The following is a 22523-nucleotide window of genomic DNA, read 5'->3' as shown; positions in this document are numbered from 1 at the left end:
CGCCTCCCCTCTAATGAGGGCGGCGGACGCCCCGCCGCACGGGTCGCCGCACGGGGCGGCCGACCGGGTGGCGGCCGGCCCCGGACCGGCCCCTGCCAGGACGGAGACCGATGCACGAGATGTCCATCGCGCTGGCCGTGATCGGCCAGGTGGAAGAGGCGGCGGAACGGGCCGGCGGCGTGACGGCCGTGCGCTCGGTACGACTCCAAGTGGGCGAACTCGCCGGCGTCGTACCCGACTCCCTGTCCTTCTGCTTCGAACTGGCCTGTGCCGGGACCCTCCTGGAAGGCGCCGAACTCGTCACCGAGTCGGTGCCCGGACGGGCCCGCTGCGCGCCCTGCGCCCACGAATGGGCCGTCGGTATGCCGCCCCTGCTGACCTGCCCACGCTGCGGCGCGGCCGGCACCGACCTGCCGGCGGGCCGTGAACTGCAGATCCTCAGCGTGCAGTGGGAGGACGGCCCCACGCACGCGCACCGCCGCGAACCGATCCCCGAGGAGCGCTGAACCATGTGCCGTGTGGTCGACCTGCAGCAGGCCGTACTCGCCAAGAACGACCAGAGCGCGCGGACCCTGCGCGCCGAACTGGCCGCCCGCGGCACCACCGTCGTCAACCTGCTGTCCAGTCCCGGCAGCGGCAAGACGGCCCTGCTGGAGCGCGAACTGGAGCTGGCCCGGCGACGGTCGGTGCCGGTCGCGGCGCTCACCGCCGACCTCGCCACCGAGAACGACGCGGTGCGGCTCGCCCGCTCGGGTGTCCCGGTCAAGCAGGTCCTCACCGACGGCCTGTGCCACCTGGAGGCCGATATGCTCCGCCGCCACGTGGAGGACTGGCTGCCCGACCGCACCCGGCTGCTGTTCGTGGAGAACGTCGGCAACCTCGTCTGTCCGGCCTCCTACGACCTGGGGGAGACCCTGCGCGTCGTCCTCGCCTCCGTCACGGAAGGCGAGGACAAACCCCTCAAGTACCCCACCGCCTTCGGTCTCGCCCACCTGGTCGTCGTCACCAAGACCGACATCGCCGAAGCCGTCGAGTTCGACGAGGCGGCGTTCCGCGCGAACGTCGAACGGGTCAACCCCGGCGTCGAGGTGCTGCTGACCTCGGTCCGCCGCGACCTCGGGATCGGGACCCTGCTCGACCGGGCGCTCGCCGCAGCGGACGGCGCCCCCCTGCACGACCCCGTCATGGCCCACCGCCCGGACGCCTCTCCGCACGCCGGACCCGCCCCCCATCACCACGCCCACGAGCACCCCGACGGCACCGGCGCCATGGCGCACTCCCCCTCGTGAGCCGACCACGGTCCCCCGTCGGCGTCCTCGGCGAGACACCGCTGCGCCGTCGGGTCCTCGTGCGGGGTGTCGTGCAGGGCGTCGGCTTCCGCCCGTACGTCTACACCCTCGCCACCGGCCTGGGCCTGCGCGGACACGTGACCAACACTCCGGAAGGCGTCGTCGCCGAGGTCGAGGGGGCGCCCGGGGCCGTCGCCCGGTTCTGCGACGGGATCGCCGTGCAGGCGCCGCCGCTGGCCCGCGTGGAGTCCGTCGACCACCATGAGGTGCCCGCCACCGGCGACACCACGTTCAGCATCCTCGCCTCCCGCACCGCCGGACCGGCCCGCACCCTGATCCCCCCGGACACCGCCACCTGCGCGGCGTGCCTGCGGGAACTCGCCGATCCCGCCGACCGGCGCCACCGCCACCCCTTCGTCAACTGCACCCACTGCGGCCCCCGGTTCACCATCGTCACCGGCCTGCCCTACGACCGCGCCCACACCACCATGGCCGGCTTCCCGATGTGCCCCGACTGCGCGCGCGAGTACGCCGACCCCGCCGACCGGCGCTTCCACGCGCAGCCCGTCGCCTGCCCCGCCTGCGGCCCCAGGCTGCGACTGCTCGTCCCCCGGCCCGGCGACGCCGGGCCGCCGCGGCCGGTCACGCCCGACGACCCGGTCGCCGGGGCCCGCCGGCTCCTGGCGGACGGCGCGGTCCTCGCGGTCAAGGGACTCGGCGGATACCACCTGGCCTGCGACGCCACGAACCCCGACGCCGTCGATCTGCTGCGCCTTCGAAAGGCCCGAGGGGACAAGCCGTTCGCGGTCATGGCCCGGGGCCTCGCCGACATCGGGCACCTCGTGGGTCTCGGCGCCGAGGAACGCGGTCTGCTCACCGGCGCCACCCGCCCCATCGTGCTGCTGAGACGCGAGACCGGCGGCACGCGCCCTCCGCACGCTCCGTGGCCGGCCGAGTCCGTCGCGCCCGGCAGCCCCGACCTCGGCGTGATGCTGCCGTACACCCCCCTGCACCACCTGCTGTTCGGCCTGCCCGGCGACGCCGACGGCCCCCGCCTGCTCGTCATGACCAGCGGCAACGTCTCGGGTGAGCCGATCGTCACCGACGACGGGGAGGCGCTGCGGCGGCTGGCTCACCTCGCCGACGCCTGGCTGACCCACGACCGGCCGATCCACGTGCCCTGCGACGACTCGGTGCTGCGGGTGTGCGACGGCGAGCCGCTCATGGTGCGCCGCGCCCGCGGCTACGCTCCGCTGCCGCTGACCCTCCCGGTACCCGTGCGGCCGGCTCTCGCCGTCGGCGGCGACCTCAAGAACGTGCTCTGTCTCGGCGAGGACCGCCGTGCCTGGCTGTCCGCCCACATCGGCGACATGGACGACCTGGCCACCCAGCGGGCCTTCGAGCGGGCCGTCGCGCAACTGGAGTCGATCACCCCGGTGCGCCCGGAGCTGCTGGCGGCCGACCGGCATCCGGGTTACCGCTCCGCGCGCTGGGCCGGCCGGAACGCGGCGGGACGGCCCGTCGTGCGCGTCCAGCACCATCACGCCCATGTCGCCGCCGCGATGGCCGAGGCGGGCCTCGACGGCAGCCGGCCGGTACTCGGCGTCGCCTTCGACGGCACGGGGTACGGCGACGACGGAGCGGTGTGGGGCGGTGAGTTCCTGCTCGCGGACTACGACGGCTTCGTCCGGTTCGGGCACCTCGCGTACGTGCCGCTGCCCGGTGGTGACGCCGCCGTGCACCGGCCGTACCGGATGGCGCTCGCGCATCTGCGCGCGGCCGGGATCGACTGGTCCGACGACCTGGCCTGCACGTCCGCCTGCCCGGCCGACGAACGCCTCGTACTGGCACGCCAGTTGGAGCGCGACCTGAACTGCGTCCCCACCTCCAGCATGGGCCGCCTCTTCGACGCCGTGTCCTCCCTGGCCGGTGTCTGCCACCGGTCCGGATACGAGGCCCAGGCGGCGGTCGAGCTGGAGGCCGCCGCGCTGACGGCGCCCGCCGGTGACACCGGGGCGTACGGGTTCGCCGTGCGGTGTGCGGACCAGGACCGGCCCGACGTGCCGGGCACCGGAGGCCGACGGACGGCGATCGAGTCCGTCCCGGCCGGTCCGGCGCCCGTCCTGGCGGACCCCGCGCCGATGTTCGCGGCGATCGTCGGCGATCTGCGCGCGGGCGTGGCGCCGGGCCTGGTCGCCGCCCGCTTCCACCGGGCCGTCGCCGCGCTCGTCCACCGGCTCTGCGCGCTGGCAAGGGAGCGGCACGGAGTGGACACGGTCGCCCTGACCGGCGGTGTCTTCGCCAACTCCCTGCTCTCCTCGGCCTGTGCCGCGGCCCTGCGCGCGGACGGATTCACGGTCCTGCGCCACCACCTGGTACCGCCGGGGGACGGCGGTCTGGCCCTGGGCCAGCTCGTGGTGGCCGCCCGTACCGAGGAACGGACCCGGGCCGCCGACTGACGAACCGAACCGAACCGAACCGAACCGAACCGAATCGAACCGAACCGGCCCGGCAACGACGTACGACACGAACGCCCCGCACCCCCCACAGCAAGGAGAGGCCCATGTGCCTGGCGGTACCCGGCAGAGTGCTGGACATCGAGGAACGGGACGGAACCCGGATGGCCAACGTCGACTTCGGCGGTGTGGTCAAGGAGGTGTGCCTGGAGTACCTTCCCGACCTCCAGGTCGGCGAGTACGCCATCGTCCACGTCGGGTTCGCCCTCCAGCAGCTGGACGAGGAGTCGGCGAAGCAGACGCTGGAACTGTTCGCCACCCTCGGCATGCTGCAGGAGGAGTTCGGCGACCCGTGGGAAATGGCCGCGGAGGCGGGCGGAACCCTGCCGCCCGAGGAAGAGGGGGCGCGGCGGTGAAGTACATCGACGAGTTCCAGGACCCGGACCTGGCGCGCAGGCTGCTCGACGACATCCACTCCACGGTGACCAGGCCGTGGGCGCTGATGGAGGTCTGCGGCGGACAGACGCACACCATCATCCGACACGGAATCGATCAACTCCTCCCAGAACAGGTCGAGTTGATTCACGGCCCCGGCTGTCCGGTGTGCGTCACCCCGCTGGAGGTCATCGACAAGGCGCTGGAGATCGCCTCCCGCCCCGGCGTGATCTTCTGTTCCTTCGGCGACATGCTCCGGGTGCCCGGCACCGGGCGGGACCTGTTCCAGGTGCGGGGAGCCGGCGGGGACGTGCGGGTCGTCTACTCGCCGCTCGACGCCCTGCGGATCGCCCAGCGGAACCCGGACCGCGAGGTGGTCTTCTTCGGCATCGGCTTCGAGACGACCGCGCCGCCCAACGCCATGACGGTGTACCAGGCCCGCAGGCTCGGTATCAGGAACTTCAGTCTGCTGGTGTCCCACGTGCGCGTACCGCCGGCCATCGAGGCGATCATGCGGTCTCCGGACTGCCGGGTCCAGGGCTTCCTGGCGGCGGGGCACGTCTGCAGTGTGATGGGCGTGGAGGAGTACCCGGAACTCGCGGAGCGCTTCCGGGTACCGATCGTCGTGACCGGATTCGAGCCGCTGGACATCCTCGAAGGCGTCCGCCGGACCGTGGCGCAGCTGGAGCGCGGCGAGCACACCGTCGACAACGCCTACCCCCGTGCCGTCCGCCCGGAGGGGAACGCGGCGGCGCGGGCCATGCTGGAGGACGTCTTCGAGGTCACCGACCGGGCGTGGCGCGGTATCGGCGTGATTCCCGACAGCGGCTGGCGGCTGTCCGCCAAGTACCGTGACCACGACGCCGAGCACCGCTTCTCGGTCGAGGGCATCCAGACCCGGGAACCGGCCGAATGCCGCAGCGGTGAGGTCCTTCAGGGCCTGCTCAAGCCGCACGAGTGCGAGGCGTTCGGAACCCTCTGCACCCCCCGCACCCCGCTCGGGGCCACCATGGTCTCCAGCGAGGGCGCCTGCGCCGCGTACTACCTCTACCGGCGGCTGGACCTCACCCCCGCTCCCCGGGAGGCGAGCCCCGTTGTCTGACATCACGGAGACCACCGACGTACGGATGCCCGTCCTCGACCCCGCCGCCTGGACCTGCCCGGCCCCGCTGCGCGACCAGCCCCGTGTCGTCATGGGGCACGGCGGAGGCGGCGTGCTCTCCGCCGAACTCGTCCAGCATGTCTTCGCACCCGCCTTCGGCGGCGGCGTGCTCGCCCAGATGGGGGATGCCGCGGCCCTGTCGCTCGGCGGCGTGCGGATGGCCTTCTCCACCGACTCGTTCGTGGTGCGGCCGCTGTTCTTCCCCGGCGGCAGCATCGGTGACCTCGCCGTCAACGGCACCGTCAACGACCTCGCCATGAGCGGCGCCAGGGCAGCCTACCTCTCCTGCGGCTTCATCCTGGAGGAGGGCGTCGAGATGGAGACCGTCGCCCGCGTGGCGGAGGCTCTCGGCGCCGCCGCGCGCACCGCGGGTGTGGAGATCGCGACCGGTGACACCAAGGTGGTGGAGTCCGGCCACGGCGACGGGATCTACATCAACACGGCCGGGATCGGACTGATCCCGGCGGGGGTCGACCTACGGCCTCAGCGCGTCGTTCCCGGCGATGTGGTGATGGTCAGTGGCGCGATCGGTGTGCACGGCGTGGCCGTCATGAGTGTCCGGGAGGGCCTGGAGTTCGGGGTGGAGATCGAGAGCGACTGCGCGGCGCTCGGCGGGCTGGTCGACGCCATGCTCGCGGTCACCCCCGACCTGCACGTGCTGCGCGACCCCACCAGGGGCGGCCTCGCGGCCTCCCTGAACGAGATCGCCGCGGCCTCGGGCACCGGGGTCGTCATCCGGGAGCGGGAGGTCCCGGTCCCGCCCGCGGTCGCCAACGCCTGCGCCGTGCTGGGGCTCGACCCCTTGTACGTCGCCAACGAGGGCAAGCTGGTGGCCTTCGTCCCCCGCGTGCACGCCGACGCCGTGCTCGACGCGATGCGGGCGCACCCGCTGGGCGCCGGATCGACGGTCGTCGGCGAAGTGGTGGCCGACCATCCGGGCATGGTCGTGGCCCGTACCGGGCTGGGCGGCACCCGGGTGGTCGACATGCCGATCGGGGAGCAGCTCCCGAGGATCTGCTGACGCACGGAGGGCCGCACGGAGAGCCCGCAAGGAGGGGCCGCACGGACGGCGGGAGGGGGCGAGTCTGTCTCGCCCCCTCCCTCCGTGTTCCGCGCGTCTTGTCACACGGCGCCGGACGTCGGGCGCGGAGTGTCCCGGACGTCGTCGCGCGAGACGGCGAGGTAGGCGACGAACCCGACGATGGCGACGGTCCAGGACAGGGTGACGGGACCCAGCCCGAGTCCGAGGCCGCCGCGCGCGTGACCGAGGGCCATCCAGTCGGCGACCGAGGCTCCGAGCGGGCGGGTGATGACGTAGGCCGACCAGAAGGCGGCCACCGCGTCGAGGGCGTTCCAGCGGTGCAGGAGGGCCGGGACGGCGATGGCGACGGCGTACAGCACGGCCGAGCCCAGATAGCCGAGGCCGACCGTGGCGGAGAGGTCCCCGGCGGCCGTGCCGAGCGCGAAGGTGGCCAGCACGGTGGCCCAGTAGAAGAGTTCGCGCCGGCGGGTGTGGATGCTGTGGATGGAGAGCGTGCGTTCGCTCGCGTACCAGAGGCCGAAGACCACCGCCAGCGCGAGCATGAAGAACGGGGTCGAGACCGTGTAGGGCACGCCGAGGCCGACGTGCAGGACGTCCGCGGCCATCGTGCCGAACACGCTGACCATGACGATCGCCGTCCAGTAGATCCAGGCGACGTAGCGGCGGGCGGTGAGCTGGAGGGCCAGCGAGGCCGCCAGGGCCACACCGCCGAGGCCGACCGCGGGGACGGGGCCGAGCTTCTGTGCGAGGAAGTCCGAGGCGGTCTCACCCATACCGGTGGTCAACACCTTGATCACCCAGAAGTAGACGGTGACTTCCGGGACCTTGCTCGCCACGTGGGCGGCGCGACTGCGGCGGGTGAGGTGCTCTGTGCTCATGCTCGCACGATGACATGGCGAACTGGCCTGGTCACAGGGGTCTTTGCCATTGCTTTGGGGCTTCTGGTGCAGGTGTTGCCAGGCGTCGTGACGAGCCTGAACACAACCTGAACGTGTCCGCGCGGACCCCTCGATCCGCTGGTCGGCGACGCGGACTCGGTGATAGGAAGATCGGTCGGCCCTGTCGCGCGGCGGGGCGTGGCGAAGGCCCGAGGCCCCACCGGCGCCCATGGGGTCGCGTCCGGTGAATCAATCCCGCACCCGGGAACCCCGCTCATTTCCGCGGAAATGCGGGACGCGTGAAGAGTGTGAGGGGTGAACCCGGGACGCGTGAAAGTGCGGCGGGTGAAGGGGTGGCGCTGAATGGGGCCACGCGAACGGACCGTGCGTGAATACGGGAATGTGACGGATTTTCCCTACGCTCCAGCGTCGGTCGGCTGCCCGGTGTCACTTTAATGAATCGAGGGGTTCCGGATGACCGATATGGGGTAATTTTACTCACAGTGCTTCGGACAGGAGGCACGTCCGTGGGAGCTGGTCCACCAGATCGCGGGTGTGCCTCCTCGACCTGTGCGCGCCCTCCCCATGGACTGCCGGTCAGTAGCTCTGAGGGGACTGTGAGCGCCATGCACACCACGGTCAGTACGAGGCATCACCCGCACGACGACGCCCCCGACACCGGTGAGGCATTCGTGCGGTTCGCCGGGCTTCCGGACGGGCCCGAGCGGGAGACGCTGCGGGACGAGATCGTCCGGGCCTGGCTGCCCATGGCCCAGCGCGTCGCCGGCCGGTACCGCGGCAGGGGTGAGGCGGCCGAGGACCTCATGCAGGTCGCGGCACTGGGCCTGCTCAAGGCCGTCGACCGCTACGACCCGGACCGGGGCAACGCGTTCGAGAGCTACGCCGTCCCGACCGTCACCGGCGAGATCAAGCGTCACTTCCGCGACCACATGTGGATGCTGCACGTGCCGCGCCGCGTACAGGAAGTGCGTGCCAGGGTGCGTACGGCGCTCAAAGAGCTCTCGCAGACCACACCGGGCCGACAGCCCACCGTCGCCGAGATCGCCGCGTGCGCGCACCTCGACGAGGACGACGTACGTCTCGGGCTCGAGGCACTGGACTGCTTCGCCACCCTCTCCCTCGACGCCGAGCTGCCCGGCGAGGACGACGGATGCGCGCTGGCCGACACGCTGGGCGGGCCGGACGCCGGATTCGACCTCGTCATCGACCGTGAGGCCGTCAAGCCCGCGCTGCGGTGCCTCCCGGAGCGCGAGCGCACCATCCTCTACCTGCGCTACTTCCGCGGCATGACGCAGCTCGGCATCGCCGAGCAGCTCGGGATCTCGCAGATGCACGTCTCACGGCTGCTCAGCACGTGCTGCAGCACCCTGCGCGAGCAACTTCTCACCGAGGCGGCGTAGGGCACGGGCGGCGCGGACCCAGGTGGTCCGGTGTGCTGCCCGGCCGTCCGGTGGGTCGCCCCATCCGGGCGGCCGGGGGGCGGGCTCACTGCCGAACCCTCCCGGGAATGGTTGGCCAGCGGACCGCCTCCCTTCGAACTACCTGGGTGGACTCGATCCAAACAAATTCCGGCCGACGGGTTGGACGCGCCGCCACCCGGATTTCTCGTGGACCGCGGCATTTCCGAGGACCCATTCCAGTGGCACGCGAATATCGGCCGGAACATCTGTCACGCGGGCGGAAGAATTCTCCCGGCGCGCCGGCACCGTCCGATTCCGCGCGGCCCGCCCCACCCCGGGCGACGATGACGGAAACCCGCGTCCGCGCCCGCACCCGGTAACACCTCGTACGGGTCACCAGAACGCGCCGCCCCCCTGCGGGCCCGCTGCAATGGACAGATGACGGCGCCCCCGGACGACTGCCTCGCCCGCAACGAGTGGATCTGCGGCGCGTACCTGAGCACCCGCCGCCAGATCCTCCTCGACGCCGTCGTCCAGCACCTGCAGCTCACCGTGATCGCCGTCCTCGTGGGACTCGCCGTCGCGGTGCCGCTGGCCGTCCTCGCCCGCCGCTGGGGCTGGGCGGCCGGTCCGGTGCTGGCGGCGACCACCGTCCTGTACACCGTCCCGTCACTGGCGATGTTCTCGCTTCTCCTGCCCGTGTACGGACTGTCGGCCGCGCTCGTCGTCGCCGGTCTCGTGCTCTACTCCCTGACCCTTCTCGTACGGAACATCCTCGCGGGCCTGCGCGCCGTCCCCGAGGAGACCCGGCAGGCCGCGCGCGGCCTGGGCTACGGGCCCGTCCGACTGCTGCTCACCGTGGAACTGCCGCTCGCGGTGCCCGCCGCGATGGCCGGACTGCGGATCGCCACCGTGTCGGCCGTCTCACTGGTCACGGTCGGCGCGATCGTCGGCTTCGGTGGTCTCGGAAACCTCATCTACGCGGGCATGAACACCTACTTCAAGGCGCAGGTCCTCACCGCGTCCGTGCTGTGCGTCGTCATCGCCGTCGCGGCCGACCTCCTGCTGCTCGGGGTGCAGTGGCTCATCACCCCCTGGACACGGAGAGCCCGCGGATGAACACCCTGGCCGAGGCCTGGCACTGGCTCACCGACCCCGCGCACTGGACCGGTGACGACGGCATCCGGCACCGCCTCGCCCAGCACCTCGTCCTCACCGCCGTCTGCCTGGTCATCAGCTGTCTGATCGCGCTGCCCGTCGCCCTCGTCCTCGGCCATCTCGGCAAGGGCGGCGCGCTCGCGGTCAACCTCTCCAACATCGGCCGGGCCGTCCCCACCTTCGCCGTCCTCGTCCTCCTGCTGCTCACCCCGCTCGGCGGATACGGCGAGGGGCCCACGGTCGTCGCGCTCGTGCTGTTCGCCGTCCCGCCGCTGCTCACCAACGCGTACGTCGGCATGCGCGAGGTCGACCGCGGCGTGGTGCGGGCGGCACGCGGCATGGGGATGACCGGGCGGCAGATGCTGTTCCAGGTCGAACTGCCCCTCGCCCTCCCGATGGTGATGAACGGCGTACGGATCGCCGCCGTCCAACTGGTCGCGACGGCCACCATCGCCGCGCTCGCGGGCGGCGGCGGGCTCGGCAGGATCATCACCGCGGGATTCAACCTGGCGAGCACCCCGCAGGTCGTCGCTGGTGCCGTCCTGGTCGCCGTGTTCGCGCTGATCGTCGAGGGGCTCTTCGAGACCGCCGAACGGCTCGCGCCGCGCCTGGCGAGAGGCCGGCGATGAAGCGGTACGCCGTTCTCGCGGGGGTGTTCCTGCTCGCCGGTTGTGCCACCGGCCCGTCCCTGGAGAACCGTGGCGCCGTCACCGCCCCGCCCGGCGACAGCAAACACCTGACCGTGGGCTCGGCCGGGTTCACCGAGAGCGATCTGCTGGCCCAGATGTACGCCCTGCTGCTGAGACAGGCCGGATACAGGACCTCCATGCTCACGGTCGCCAACCGCGAGCTCTACGAACCCGCCCTGGAGTCCGGTCAGATCGACGTCGTCCCGGAGTACGCGGCCACCTTCGCGGACTGGCTGAACGCCAAGACCCACGGGGCCGACGCACCACCGGCCGGCTCGCCCGACCTCAACGCCACCATGAAGGCGCTGCGCGCGCTCGCCACACCGCGTGGCCTCACCGTCCTCGACCCCGGCAGGGCCGTCGACCAGAACGCCTTCGCCGTGACCGGCCGGTACGCCCGGCAGCACCGGCTGAAGAACCTCAGCGACCTCGGGGCGTCCGGTCTCGAGGTGCGGCTCGCGGCGGGCGACGAGTGCGTCGAGCGGCCCTACTGCGAACCGGGCCTGAGGAAGACGTACGGCATCGACATCACCGCGGTCGACCCGAAGGGCGTCGGCACCACCCAGGCGAAGCAGGCCGTGCGGAGCGGCCGGGACCAGATGGTGCTGACCACGACGACGGACGCGACCCTCGGCGAGTTCGGGCTCGTCCTGCTCGCCGACGACAAGCACCTGCAGAACGCCGACTACATCGTGCCCGTCGTCAACCGCTCGCGCGCGGGCGGCGAGGGCGTCACCAAGGCGCTGGGAGCACTCAACGCCGTGCTCACCACCGCGGACCTGGCGTCCATGAACCAGCAGGTGGACAGCTGGCGACGGCTCCCGCAGGACGTGGCACGCGCCTACCTGAAGGAGAAGGGCCTGCTGAAGTGACCGGAAGGGCATGACCGGCCCGAGCGACGGTACGAGGCCGCCGGACCCGGCGCACCCGGTTCACAGAGCGCCCCGCCAGGGGGCGCGGGGAACGGCGCGCTCAGCCCACACCCACACCCACACCCACACCCACACCCACACCCGCCCACACAGCCACCCACCCACACCCACCCACACAGCCACCCACCCACACCCACCCACACAGCCACCCACCCACACCCACCCACACAGCCACCCACCCACACCCGCCGGCCCGCCCGCAGTCGAACCTCAGCCGCAGCCGAATCCGGCCCCCAGCCAGGCCCCACCCGCACGCCCCCGAAACCCGGCGGTGCGCTACCCCTTGGGCACCGAGTCGAAGGCCACCTGCCCCCGCGCGACCCCCCGCGCGTCCGCGTCCACGGAGCGCCGCAGCGCCTCGTGCAGACGCGCCGGGGTCAGGACACCGAGGAACCGCGCGCCCTCCAGTACCGCGACCCACCCCGCGTCGTGCTGGAGCAGGACACCGAAGGCCTGTTTCAGCGGGGCACCCACCGGGACCCAGGAGTTCATCCGGTGGACGTGGTCCCCCACGGAGCCGCCCCCGGTCAGCTCGTCGGCACCCACCCAGCCGTGCAGGTCGCCCTCGGCGTCCAGCACCACCGCCCAGCGGGCGCTCCGGGAACGCAACCGTTCGGCGGCCCGCCCGGCGGACTCGTCCATGCGTGCGACGGGCGGCTGTTCCAGGTCGTCCGGCTGGATCTCGGTGACCGACAGCCGCTTCAGCCCGCGGTCGGCCCCGACGAATCCGGCGACGTACTCCGTGGCCGGGCCGCCCAGTACGGCGCCCGGCGTGTCGAACTGTTCGATGCGCCCCTGCCCGTACACCGCGATGCGGTCGCCGAGCCGGACCGCCTCCTCGATGTCGTGCGTGACGAACAGCACCGTCTTGCGCACCGACTCCTGCATCCGCAGGAACTCGTCCTGCAACTGCTCGCGGACCACCGGGTCGACGGCGCCGAAGGGCTCGTCCATCAGCAGTACCGGCGGGTCAGCCGCGAGCGCCCGCGCCACTCCGACCCGCTGACGCTGACCGCCCGACAGCTGGTCCGGATAGCGGGACCCGTACGTCTTAGGGTCCAGGCCCACCAGGTCGAGCAACTCGGCGGCGCGGGCACGGGCCTTCGTCCTCTTCCAGCCGACCAGCGTCGGGACCGTCGCCGTGTTGTCGAGGACGGTCCGGTGCGGGAACAGGCCGACCTGCTGGATGACGTACCCGATCCGCCGCCGCAGCCGGACCGGGTCGACGGTGGCCACGTCCTCGCCGTTCACGAGGATCCGGCCCGAGGTCGGTTCGACGAGCCGGTTCACCATCATCATGGTGGTCGTCTTGCCACAGCCCGACGGGCCGACGAGCGTGACGAGTTCGCCCTCCGCGACCTCGAACGAGAGGCCGTCCACGGCCGTCGTGCCGTCCGGATAGCGCTTGGTGACCTGTTCGAACCGGATCATCCCCTCACGCTAACCGCGCACGTCACCCGCCGCTCACCAGCACCACCTCCAGGGTGCGCGGACCGTGCACCCCCTCGACCCGGTCGAGTTCGATGTCGCTGGTCGCCGACGGGCCGGAGATCCACGTCAGCGGGCGGGCCGGGTCCAGACGCTCCAGGGCCCGGGGCACGGAGGAGACGACCTGCCCGGGGACGCGGACGACACAGATGTGGTGGTCAGGGACCAGCGTGATGCGACGACGGCCCTGATCGGGGCCGCCGTCCAGCACGAGGGTGCCCGTCTCGGCGATCGCCAGCGCGCACCCGGTCACCACGCTGTCGACGCGGTCCAGCTCGGCCGGGGTGTCCTCGGCCCGGTCGGTCACCCGCGTCACCGCGGTCGCGGCCAGCCAGGTCCCGTCCAGACCCGCCGGTACGACCACCGAGGCCGAGCCGTGCGCGGCGAGCAGCCCGGCGATCGTCGCCGCCAGTTCGTCGGCCGTGCAGCGGTGCACGAGCGCCCGGTAGTCCGCCAGGTTCTCCGCCAGCAGGTCCACCGTCCCGGCGACACTCCGGTCGCCGTGCTCGCGCAGATACTCCCGCGGTACGGCCTGCTCGTACGGCGTGTCGTCCCGGGGGACGTCGGCGAGCGCGCGTCGCACCCGCCCCAGGATCAGCTCCCTGCTGCTCACTTCGGTACGTCCTTTCCGCCTCGGGTCCGCTGCCACCAGTCGCGGAACGGCTCCGCGGGCACCGCCGGCAGGTCCCGGGTGTCGCTCCACGCCCGGCCGGGTCCGGGCAGCGTCCGTGGATGGAAGCGGCGCGTCCGGGACGCCAGCCGCTGACCGGTGCGCAGCGCGCCGGGACGGCCGAACGCCCAGCGCGCCGCCCGCATGGCGGCCCGCTCGGCGGCGTGCCCCTTGGCGGGCTTGAGGACGGCCTTGTTGCCCTCCCGCGTCACCCGGCCACCCTCGGCGATCCGTTCGCGCAGATGGACGAGGACCTCCGGGATGTCGATGGCGACCGGGCAGACCTCGTAGCAGGCGCCGCACAGCGAGGAGGCGTACGGCAGGGAGGCGTCGATCTCGCTCTGGGTACCCCGCAGCTGGGGGCTGAGGATGGCGCCGATCGGGCCGGGGTAGACCGAGCCGTAGGCGTGCCCGCCGGCCCGCTCGTACACCGGGCAGACGTTGAGACACGCCGAGCAGCGGATGCAGCGCAGCGCCTGGCGGCCGACCTCGTCGGCGAGCGTGTCGGTGCGGCCGTTGTCGATCAGGACCAGATGGAAGGTCCGGGGGCCGTCCGCCGTGTCCGAGTCCGTGGTGCCCGTCCACATCGAGGTGTACGGGTTCATGCGCTCGGCGGTCGAGGAGCGGGGGAGGGTCTGCAGGAAGACCTCCAGGTCCCGCCAGGTCGGCACGGTCTTCTCGATGCCGACGACCGAGATCAGCGTCTCGGGCAGGGTCAGGCACATCCGGCCGTTGCCCTCGGACTCCACCACCATCATCGTGCCGGTCTCGGCGACCATGAAGTTGGCGCCGGAGATGCCGACCTTGGCGCGCAGGAACTTCTCGCGCAGATGGAGCCGGGCGGCCTCGGCCAGTTCGGCGGGCGTGTCGGTGAGACCCTCGGGCGCGGGGCGTCCCCACTCGCTCATCTCGCGGGTGAAGATGTCGCGGATCTCGCCCCGGTTGCGGTGGATGGCGGGGACCAGGATGTGCGAGGGCCGGTCCTTGCCCAACTGCACGATGAGCTCGGCGAGATCGGTCTCGTAGGCGTGGATGCCCTCCGCCTCCAGGGCTTCGTTGAGACCGATCTCCTGCGTGGCCATCGACTTGACCTTGACGACCTCGCTCTCACCGGTCGCCCTGACCAGCTCGACGACGATCCGGTTGGCCTCGTCGGCGTCGGCGGCCCAGTGCACGACGCCACCGGCCGCGGTGACGGACTCCTCCAACTGGACGAGATAACGGTCGAGATGACGGAGTGTGTGGTCCTTGATCTGCTTGCCGGCCTCGCGCAGGGCCGCCCAGTCGTCGAGTTCGGACACGGCGACGGCGCGCTTGGCACGGATCGTGTGGGTGGCGTGGCGCAGATTCGCGCGCAGGGTGGGGTTGTTGACCGCTTCGTGGGCGGCTTCGGGGAAGGCCGGCATGCCGACGAAGGTGCCGCTCACGCGCTCGGCCCCCCTTCCGTGTTCGCCAGGATCTCCGCGATGTGGACCGGCCGCATGTCCGTGCTCAGCCGGGTCATCGTGCCGCCGATGTGCATCAGACAGGAGTTGTCGGCGGCGCACAGGACGTCCGCGCCGGTCGACTCGGCGTTGCGCACCTTGTCGGCGCCCATCGCCGCCGAGACGTCGGGGTTCTTGACGGCGAAGGTGCCGCCGAAGCCGCAGCACTCGTCGGCGCCGGGCAGCTCGCGCAGTTCCAGTCCCCTGACGGCCTGGAGCAGCCTGCGCGGCCGGTCGCCGAGCCCCAGACCGCGCAGCCCGTGACAGGTGGGGTGGTAGGTGACGGTGTGCGGGTAGTAAGCGCCCACGTCCGTCACTCCCAGCACGTCCACCAGGAACTCGGTGAGCTCGTAGGTCTTGGGGACGACCGGGGCGAGCGTGGCCGCGAGCGTGTCGCCGCGGCCCTCGGCCCGTGCCCGCTCGCCCATCCGTGGATAGAGCTCCCGCACCATCGCGCCGCACGAACCGGAAGGCGTCACGATCGCCTCGTACCCACCGAAGACATCGGAGAAATGCCGGGCCAGCGGTTCGGCCTGATGCCGGTACCCGGTGTTGTAGTGCGCCTGCCCGCAACACGTCTGGGCCATCGGGAAGTCGACTTCCACGCCCAGCCTGGTCAGCAGTTTCACCACGGCGCGGCCCGTGTCCGGATAGAGCGTGTCGTTGACACAGGTCAGGAACAGAGCGACACGCATCGCGGCTCCTAGGGATCGGTCATCGGATGAGTGCAGAGTACGCGGCGGCCGGGCGCCAGGGGAGTCCTCGGTCAGGGAGTCGGGCCGGTCCCCGCTCACGGACGGACGAGCCGGTCCTGCGCGGCGCGCCAGACGGCCGCGTCGCCCCGGGGCTCGTACCGCCGCAACGGCTGCGTACGGGCGAGGAGCCGCCGCATCGACGTACGGTCGCCGACCAGGCCCTGGGCCCGCGCCTGGACCAGGACGTTGCCGAGCGCGGCCGCCTCCGCCGGGCCCGCCACCACCGGCAGCCCGCAGGCGTCGGCGGTCAGTTGGCAGAGCAGTTCGTTACGGGTGCCGCCGCCGACGATGTGCACGACGTCGACCGGGTGGTCGGCGAGCTCCTGCGCCTCGGCGACCGCCCGGCGGTGGGCGAGCGCGAGGGAGTCGAGGATGCAGCGGGTGATCTCGGCACGCGACCCGGGCACGGGCTGTCCCGAAGCCCGGCAGGCGTCGGCGATCCGGGCCGGCATCCGGCCGGGGGCGAGGAAGGCGGCGTCGCCCGCGTCCACGACCGATCGCAGTGGCGGGATCTCCGCGGCGGTCCGCAGCAGTTCGCCCAGGTCGGGGTGGTCCCACTCGCGCAGGCACTCCTGGAGCAGCCACAGCCCCATGATGTTGCGCAGGTAGCGGACCGTTCCGTCCAGGCCCAGTTCGTTGGTGAAGTTGGCCGCCCGGCTCGCCTCGGTGAGGACCGGCGCGGCCAGCTCCAGGCCCGCCAGGGACCAGGTGCCGGTGCAGATGTAGGCGAAGCGTTCCCCGACGGCGGGGACGGCGGCCACCGCGGAGGCGGTGTCGTGCGAGCCGACGGTCGTCACCGGGACCGGGCCGGTCAGTCCGGTCTCCTCGAGTACCCGGGGCGTCAGGTGGCCGGCCGGGTCGCCCGGCCGGCGCAGCGGCGCGAACAGCTTCAGGTCGATGCCGAGCCGCCCCGCGAGGTCGTGCGCCCACTCGCGCGTCCTCGGGTCGATCAGCTGGGTGGTGGAGGCGTTGGTCAGCTCCGTGCCCGCCTCGCCCGTCAGCCAGTAGGCCAGCAGGTCGGGGATGAGCAGCAGCCGCTCGGCGTGGGCGAGTTGGGCCGTCGAGCGGGCCGCGGTGAGTTGGTAGAGGGTGTTGAACGGGGCGTACTGGAGCCCGGTCGTCGCGTACAGCTCGGCGGCGGGCACCCTGGCCCACACCTGCTCCGCGACGCCCTCGGTGCGGGTGTCGCGGTAATGCACCGGGTTGCCGAGCAGCGCCCCGTCGGCGTCCAGCAGTCCGTAGTCCACGGCCCAGCTGTCGATGCCGACGGAGTCGACCTGCCCGGCGGCGCGCAGTCCGTCGAGCACTCCCGCGTAAAGCGCGAGGATGTCCCAGCGCAGGCCCTCGGGGACCCGTACCGGCCGGTTCGGGAAGCGGTGGGCCTCGGTGAGGTCCAGGGCTCCGGGGCCGACGCGGCCGACCATGACGCGTCCGCTGGACGCGCCGAGGTCGACCGCGGCGAAGGTCTTGTGCCGCTCGCTCATCGCAGGAATGCCGCCGCGACACCGGCGTCGACCGGGACGTGCAGACCGGTGGTGTGGGTGAGGTCCCCGCCGGTCAGCGCGAACACGGCGTTCGCGACGTGCTCGGGCAGTACCTCCCGCTTGAGGATGGTCCGCCGGGCGTAGAACTCGCCGAGCTTCTCCTCCTCGATCCCGTAGGTGGCCGCGCGCTGGGCGCCCCAGCCGCCCGCGAAGATGCCCGAACCGCGCACCACACCGTCCGGGTTGACGCCGTTGACACGGATGCCGTGCTCGCCCAGCTCGGCCGCCAGCAGCCGGACCTGGTGGGCCTGGTCGGCCTTGGTCGCCGAGTAGGCGATGTTGTTCGGGCCGGCGAAGACCGAGTTCTTGGACGCGATGTAGACGATGTCGCCGCCCAGCTCCTGCCGGATCATCACCCGGGCGGCCTCGCGGGAGACCAGGAAGGAGCCGCGGGCCATGATGTCGTGCTGGAGGTCCCAGTCCTTCGCGGTGGTCTCCAGGAGCGGCTTGGAGATGGAGATCCCCGCGTTGTTGACCACCAGGTCGACGCCGCCGAAGGCGAGCACCGCCGCCCGGAAGGCCTCGGCGATCTGCTCCTCGGAGGTCACGTCGACGGTCACGGCCACGGCCCTGTCGGGACCGCCCAGCGCCGTCGCGACCCGGGCGGCGTTCTCCGCGTTCAGGTCGGCGACCACCACGCAGGCACCCTCGGCCACCAGCCGCTCGGCGATCGCCTTGCCGATGCCGCTGCCCGCGCCCGTCACCAGCGCCACCCGGGTGGCGAGCGGCTTGGGCCTGGGCAGGCGCTGGAGCTTCGCCTCCTCCAGCGACCAGTACTCGATGCGGAACTTCTCCGACTCCTCGATCGGCGCGTACGTGGAGACGGACTCGGCGCCCCGCATCACGTTGATCGCGTTGACGTAGAACTCGCCCGCGACACGGGCGGTCTGCTTGTCCTTGCCGAAGGAGAACATGCCGACACCGGGGACCAGCACGATCGCCGGGTCCGCGCCGCGCATCGCGGGGGAGCCGGCGACGGCGTGCCGCCGGTAGTAGGCGGCGTACTCCTCGCGGTACTCGGTGTGCAGTTCCTTCAGACGGGCGATCGCCTCGGCCGGCTCGACTGTCGGCGGCAGGTCGAGGACGAGGGGCCGGACCTTGGTACGGAGGAAGTGGTCGGGGCAGGAGGTGCCGAGCGCGGCGAGACGGGGGTGCTCGGCGCGCGCGAGGAAGTCGAGGACGACGTCGGAGTCGGTGAAGTGGCCGACCTGCGCACGGTCCTGGGAGGCCAGCGCCCGGACGTACGGCGCGAGGGCCGCCGCGCGCTCACGGCGCTCGGTCACGGGAAGGGCCGCGTAGCCCTCGACGGCCGGCCCGAAGGGCTCGGGCCTGCCGCGCTCGGCGAGGAACGCCTCGGCGGTCCTGATGATGTGCAGCGAGTTGTGCTCGCACTCCTCGGCCGTGTCGCCCCAGGCGGTGATGCCGTGGCCGCCCAGAACACAGCCGATCGCGCGGGGGTTGGCCTTCTTGACGGCCGCGATGTCCAGGCCGAGCTGGAAGCCCGGCCGGCGCCAGGGCACCCAGACCACGGTGTCGCCGAAGCACTCCGCGGTCAGCTTCTCGCCGTCCGCGGCGCAGGCCAGCGCGATACCGGAGTCGGGGTGCAGGTGGTCGACGTGGGCGGCGTCCACCAGACCGTGCATCGCGGTGTCGATGGACGGGGCCGCGCCGCCCTTGCCGTGCAGGCAGTAGTCGAACGCGGCGACCATCTCGTCCTCACGCTCCACGCCGGGGTAGACCTCCGTCATGGCCCGCAGCCGGTCCAGCCGCAGGACCGCGAGCCCGGACTCCGTCAGCGTGCCGAGGTCGCCGCCCGACCCCTTCACCCACATCAGCTCGACGTCGCCGCCGGTCACGGGGTCGGTGTCGGTGCCCTTCGCGGACGTGTTGCCGCCCGCGTAGTTGGTGTTGCGGGGGTCGGCGCCGAGCCGGTGCGACCGGGCCAGCAGAGCGGCGGCTTCGGGATGGGGTGCCATGTTCCTGGTCCTTAGGGAATGAGGAGTGAAGAGAGGGGACGTACGGGTGCCGTGGCGCACCCGGCGGGGAGCGGGCGGCCGTGCGGTCCGTGGCGCACGGCCCGCGGCCGTCCGCCGGGGTCACCCGGCGGACGCGGCGCGAGGGCTACGCCCCCCACCCGGCCTGCTGTCCGCCCACCCGGTCCGCGGCGATCTTCTGCGCCCATCCGGAACGGTGGTACGCGGCCACCGGGTCGCCGTCCAGGCCGAGTTCCTCGCGGACCTCGCGCAGCAGCGGCCGTACGTCGGTGTTGTACGCGTCCATGATCACGGCGTTCGCGGCGAGCACGTCACCCTCGCGCTGGGCGACGGCCAGCGCGTCCCGGTCCACGAGCAGCGCCTTCGCGGTGGCCTCCTGAACGTTCATCACCGAGCGGATGATCGCGGGGATCTTCGCCTCGATGTTGTGGCACTGGTCCAGCATGAACGCGACGTCGGGGGTGAAGCCGCCGCCGCGGATCACCTCGTACATGATCCGGAAGAGCTGGAAGGGGTCGGCGGCGCCCACCATGAGGTCGTCGTCTGCGTAGAAGCGCGAGTTGAAGTCGAAGCCGCCGAGCTTCCGCTCACGCAGCAGCGTGGCGACGATGAACTCGATGTTGGTGCCGGGCGCGTGGTGCCCGGTGTCGACGATGACCTGTGCCTTGGGACCGAGCTTGAGGCAGTGCGCGTACGCGGTACCCCAGTCCGGCACGTCCGTCGCGTAGAAGGCGGGCTCGAAGAACTTGTACTCCAGGAGCATCCGCTGGTCGTCCCCGAGCCGTTCGTAGACCTGGGAGAGGCTCTCGGCCAGCCGGTCCTGGCGCTCGCGGATGTCGTCCTGGCCGGGATAGTTCGTGCCGTCGGCGAACCAGAGCTTCAGGTCCTTCGAGCCCGTCGCGTCCATGATGTCGACGCACTCGAGCAGGTGGTCGAGAGCCTTGCGGCGCACCGTGGCGTCCGGGTGGCAGACACTGCCCAGCTTGTAGTCGTCGTCCTGGAAGGTGTTGGAGTTGATCGTGCCGAGCCGCAGGCCGCGCTCCCCGGCGTACTCGGCCAGGGCCTTGTAGTCCTCGACCTTGTCCCAGGGGATGTGCAGCGCGACGGACGGCGCGGCACCGGTGTGGGCGTGCACCTGGGCGGCGTCGTCCAGTTTCTCCCGCGGGCTGCGCGGCACGCCGGGCTGGGCGAACACCTTGAAGCGGGTTCCCGAGTTCCCGTACGCCCACGACGGCGTCTCTACTGCCTGGGTCTTGAGTGCGGCCTTCACCGCGGCGAGCTCGGTCACTTCGGGGCTCCTGTGACTTCGGGTGTGACGTCGGGTCTGAGCGACGGCGACTTCGGTCCGGACGGCTTCGATCTGAACAGGGGTGGTCTGAAACGATTCAGAAAGCTGAAGCTATGAGCACCCCGAAAGGCTGTCAACCCCCTCGACGAAGACGGCTCTTCGTGACCCGGTTGTGACCTCTGTCTATCGAGAATTTCGACCCGAACCCATTGACGTGACCTGGGCTACATGCCTAACGTCCCGGCAACCTAGTTGAAACCTTTCACGACGTCGTGAGGCCTCTCCGCCCGCGTCGTTGAGGAGCTCCCATGACCCACCGGTCCGACGCGGGTCCGGCCCCCGTACTGGCGCTGGAGGACATCTCCAAGTCCTTCGGCGCGGTGCGCGCCCTGCGGGACGTGTCCCTGGAACTGTTCCCCGGCGAAGTGCACGCACTCGCCGGTGAGAACGGCGCGGGCAAGTCGACCCTCATCAAGACGCTCGCCGGCGTGCACCGACCGGACGCCGGCCGGGTGCTGCTGGACGGCCAGCCCACCGTCTTCCACGGTCCCGCCGACGCCCGCGACGCGGGTATCGCGGTGATCTACCAGGAGCCCACGCTCTTCCCCGACCTCTCGATCGCCGAGAACATCTTCATGGGCCGCCAGCCCCGGCGCGCACTCGGCCGCATCGACCACAAGGCCACCCACGCGGCGACCGCCGGCCTGATGAAGCGCCTCGGTGTCGAACTCGACCCCGAGCGCCCGGCGCGCGGACTGTCCATCGCCGACCAGCAGATCGTCGAGATCGCCAAGGCGCTCTCGTTCGACGCCCGGGTCCTGATCATGGACGAGCCGACCGCGGCCCTCACCGGCAGCGAGGTGGCGCGCCTGTTCGGCGTGGTGCGCACCCTGCGCGAGCAGGGCTCGGCGGTGCTGTTCATCTCGCACCGGCTGGAGGAGATCTTCCAGATCTGCCGGCGGGTCACGACCCTGCGCGACGGCGCCCTGATATCCAGCGAGCCGCTGGAGGGCATGACGGAGGACGACCTGGTACGCCGGATGGTCGGCCGCGACCTCGACGAGCTCTACCCCAAACAGGACGTCGAGGCGGGCGAAGTCGCCCTCAGCGTGCGCCGCCTGACCCGCGAGGGCGTCTTCACCGATGTCTCCTTCGACGTCCGGCGCGGTGAGATCGTCGGTCTCTCCGGTCTCGTAGGCGCGGGCCGTACGGAGGTGGCACGGGCCGTCTTCGGCGTCGACCGCTGGGACGCCGGAGAGGTGGAGGTGGACGGCCGGGCGCTCACCAACGGCGCGCCCTCGACGGCCATGTCGGCGGGCCTCGCCCTCGTCCCCGAGGACCGGCGGGCCCAGGGCCTGGTGATGGACATGTCCATCGAGCGCAACATCGGTCTGACCGGGCTGCGTACGACCGTCAGGGCGGGCCTGATGGACCGGGGCGCCGAGCGCAGCCGCTCCCTCGACTGGGCGGTCAAGCTCCAGGTGAAGTACGCCCGGCTCGCCGACACCGTGGCCACGCTCTCCGGCGGCAACCAGCAGAAGGTCGTCCTGGCCAAGTGGCTCGCCACCGGCCCCAAGGTACTGATCGTGGACGAGCCGACACGCGGCATCGACGTCGGGACCAAGGCCGAAGTGCACCGGCTGCTCAGCGAGTTGGCCGCGGACGGTGTCGCCGTCCTGATGATCTCCTCCGACCTGCCCGAGATCCTCGGCATGGCCGACCGGGTCCTCGTGATGCACGAGGGCCGGCTCACCGCCGAGATCCCGCGCTCCGAAGCCACCGAGGAATCCGTGATGGCCGCAGCGACCGGGAGGGCCGCCGCATGACGACGACCGACA

The 22523-nt window shown here is 71.8% G+C and carries 19 protein-coding genes; 11 read left to right on the top strand and 8 right to left on the bottom strand.

The genetic code is table 11. The annotated features are described in order from the left end of the window. Nucleotides 1-110 precede the first annotated feature (110 nt). The 6 genes from ACFVTC_RS19815 to hypE all read left to right on the top strand — a co-directional run bounded on the left by ACFVTC_RS19815 (nucleotide 111) and on the right by hypE (nucleotide 6363). Nucleotides 111-506, top strand: coding sequence for a hydrogenase maturation nickel metallochaperone HypA (locus ACFVTC_RS19815; protein ID WP_390128654.1), 396 nt, complete (start codon nucleotides 111-113; stop codon nucleotides 504-506). A gap of 3 nt (nucleotides 507-509) precedes the next feature. Then, nucleotides 510-1289: a hydrogenase nickel incorporation protein HypB gene (gene hypB / locus ACFVTC_RS19810; RefSeq protein ID WP_390128652.1), complete on the top strand. Its 780-nt coding sequence runs from the start codon at nucleotides 510-512 to the stop codon at nucleotides 1287-1289. Beyond that, entirely contained in the window at nucleotides 1286-3748 is a 2463-nt protein-coding gene (gene hypF, locus ACFVTC_RS19805; RefSeq protein ID WP_390128650.1) for a carbamoyltransferase HypF, read from the top strand. The genes hypB and hypF overlap by 4 nt, the downstream gene beginning before the upstream one ends. Before the next feature lie 104 nt (nucleotides 3749-3852). After that, nucleotides 3853-4161 (top strand): HypC/HybG/HupF family hydrogenase formation chaperone, encoded by a 309-nt coding sequence (locus ACFVTC_RS19800; RefSeq protein ID WP_390128648.1) that lies wholly within the window; start codon nucleotides 3853-3855, stop codon nucleotides 4159-4161. Next, nucleotides 4158-5282: a hydrogenase formation protein HypD gene (hypD, locus tag ACFVTC_RS19795; protein ID WP_390128645.1), complete on the top strand. Its 1125-nt coding sequence runs from the start codon at nucleotides 4158-4160 to the stop codon at nucleotides 5280-5282. Before ACFVTC_RS19800 ends, hypD begins: the two co-directional genes overlap by 4 nt. Before the next feature lie 25 nt (nucleotides 5283-5307). Then, entirely contained in the window at nucleotides 5308-6363 is a 1056-nt protein-coding gene (hypE, locus tag ACFVTC_RS19790) for a hydrogenase expression/formation protein HypE (RefSeq protein WP_390128883.1), read from the top strand. A gap of 101 nt (nucleotides 6364-6464) precedes the next feature. On the opposite strand, the gene ACFVTC_RS19785 is transcribed toward hypE, so the two are convergent. Next, nucleotides 6465-7262, bottom strand: coding sequence for a hypothetical protein (locus tag ACFVTC_RS19785; RefSeq protein ID WP_390128642.1), 798 nt, complete (start codon nucleotides 7260-7262; stop codon nucleotides 6465-6467). Nucleotides 7263-7888: 626 nt separating this feature from the next. On the opposite strand from ACFVTC_RS19785, the gene ACFVTC_RS19780 reads away from it, so the two are divergent. The 4 genes from ACFVTC_RS19780 to ACFVTC_RS19765 all read left to right on the top strand — a co-directional run bounded on the left by ACFVTC_RS19780 (nucleotide 7889) and on the right by ACFVTC_RS19765 (nucleotide 11402). After that, nucleotides 7889-8683, top strand: coding sequence for a SigB/SigF/SigG family RNA polymerase sigma factor (locus ACFVTC_RS19780; protein WP_390128640.1), 795 nt, complete (start codon nucleotides 7889-7891; stop codon nucleotides 8681-8683). A 438-nt stretch (nucleotides 8684-9121) separates the two neighbouring features. Continuing rightward, nucleotides 9122-9802 carry an ABC transporter permease gene (locus ACFVTC_RS19775; RefSeq protein ID WP_390128639.1) on the top strand — a complete coding sequence of 227 codons (681 nt, stop codon included), beginning with the start codon at nucleotides 9122-9124 and terminating at the stop codon, nucleotides 9800-9802. Next, nucleotides 9799-10470: an ABC transporter permease gene (locus tag ACFVTC_RS19770; protein WP_390128636.1), complete on the top strand. Its 672-nt coding sequence runs from the start codon at nucleotides 9799-9801 to the stop codon at nucleotides 10468-10470. Before ACFVTC_RS19775 ends, ACFVTC_RS19770 begins: the two co-directional genes overlap by 4 nt. Further along, entirely contained in the window at nucleotides 10467-11402 is a 936-nt protein-coding gene (locus tag ACFVTC_RS19765; RefSeq protein WP_390128634.1) for an ABC transporter substrate-binding protein, read from the top strand. Before ACFVTC_RS19770 ends, ACFVTC_RS19765 begins: the two co-directional genes overlap by 4 nt. Before the next feature lie 336 nt (nucleotides 11403-11738). Here the strand turns inward: ACFVTC_RS19765 and ACFVTC_RS19760 are convergent, their stop codons facing one another. The 7 genes from ACFVTC_RS19760 to rhaI all read right to left on the bottom strand — a co-directional run bounded on the left by ACFVTC_RS19760 (nucleotide 11739) and on the right by rhaI (nucleotide 20685). Then, nucleotides 11739-12893 (bottom strand): ABC transporter ATP-binding protein, encoded by a 1155-nt coding sequence (locus tag ACFVTC_RS19760; RefSeq protein ID WP_390128633.1) that lies wholly within the window; start codon nucleotides 12891-12893, stop codon nucleotides 11739-11741. 22 nt (nucleotides 12894-12915) lie between these two features. After that, nucleotides 12916-13563, bottom strand: coding sequence for a lactate utilization protein C (locus tag ACFVTC_RS19755; protein WP_390128631.1), 648 nt, complete (start codon nucleotides 13561-13563; stop codon nucleotides 12916-12918). Then, nucleotides 13560-15047: a LutB/LldF family L-lactate oxidation iron-sulfur protein gene (locus ACFVTC_RS19750; protein ID WP_390128629.1), complete on the bottom strand. Its 1488-nt coding sequence runs from the start codon at nucleotides 15045-15047 to the stop codon at nucleotides 13560-13562. Before ACFVTC_RS19750 ends, ACFVTC_RS19755 begins: the two co-directional genes overlap by 4 nt. Continuing rightward, complete coding sequence (locus tag ACFVTC_RS19745; RefSeq protein ID WP_390128626.1) at nucleotides 15044-15799, bottom strand: (Fe-S)-binding protein; 756 nt, start codon at nucleotides 15797-15799, stop codon at nucleotides 15044-15046. Before ACFVTC_RS19745 ends, ACFVTC_RS19750 begins: the two co-directional genes overlap by 4 nt. A 95-nt stretch (nucleotides 15800-15894) precedes the next feature. Then, nucleotides 15895-17343, bottom strand: a complete 1449-nt coding sequence (locus ACFVTC_RS19740; protein WP_390128625.1) for a rhamnulokinase family protein — start codon at nucleotides 17341-17343, stop codon at nucleotides 15895-15897. After that, entirely contained in the window at nucleotides 17340-19379 is a 2040-nt protein-coding gene (locus ACFVTC_RS19735) for a bifunctional aldolase/short-chain dehydrogenase (RefSeq protein WP_390128623.1), read from the bottom strand. Before ACFVTC_RS19735 ends, ACFVTC_RS19740 begins: the two co-directional genes overlap by 4 nt. Nucleotides 19380-19524: 145 nt before the next feature. Beyond that, nucleotides 19525-20685, bottom strand: coding sequence for an L-rhamnose isomerase (gene rhaI, locus ACFVTC_RS19730; RefSeq protein ID WP_390128621.1), 1161 nt, complete (start codon nucleotides 20683-20685; stop codon nucleotides 19525-19527). Nucleotides 20686-20993: 308 nt separating this feature from the next. On the opposite strand from rhaI, the gene ACFVTC_RS19725 reads away from it, so the two are divergent. Continuing rightward, on the top strand, nucleotides 20994-22511 hold the full coding sequence (locus tag ACFVTC_RS19725) for a sugar ABC transporter ATP-binding protein (protein ID WP_390128618.1): 1518 nt from the start codon (nucleotides 20994-20996) through the stop codon (nucleotides 22509-22511). Nucleotides 22512-22523 lie beyond the last annotated feature (12 nt).

The organism is Streptomyces sp. NPDC057950, assembly GCF_042887295.1.
Taxonomy (GTDB): domain Bacteria; phylum Actinomycetota; class Actinomycetes; order Streptomycetales; family Streptomycetaceae; genus Streptomyces; species Streptomyces kaempferi.
The sequence above is the reverse complement of the archived record's forward strand: the minus strand, read 5'-3'. Positions and strand labels throughout refer to the sequence as shown.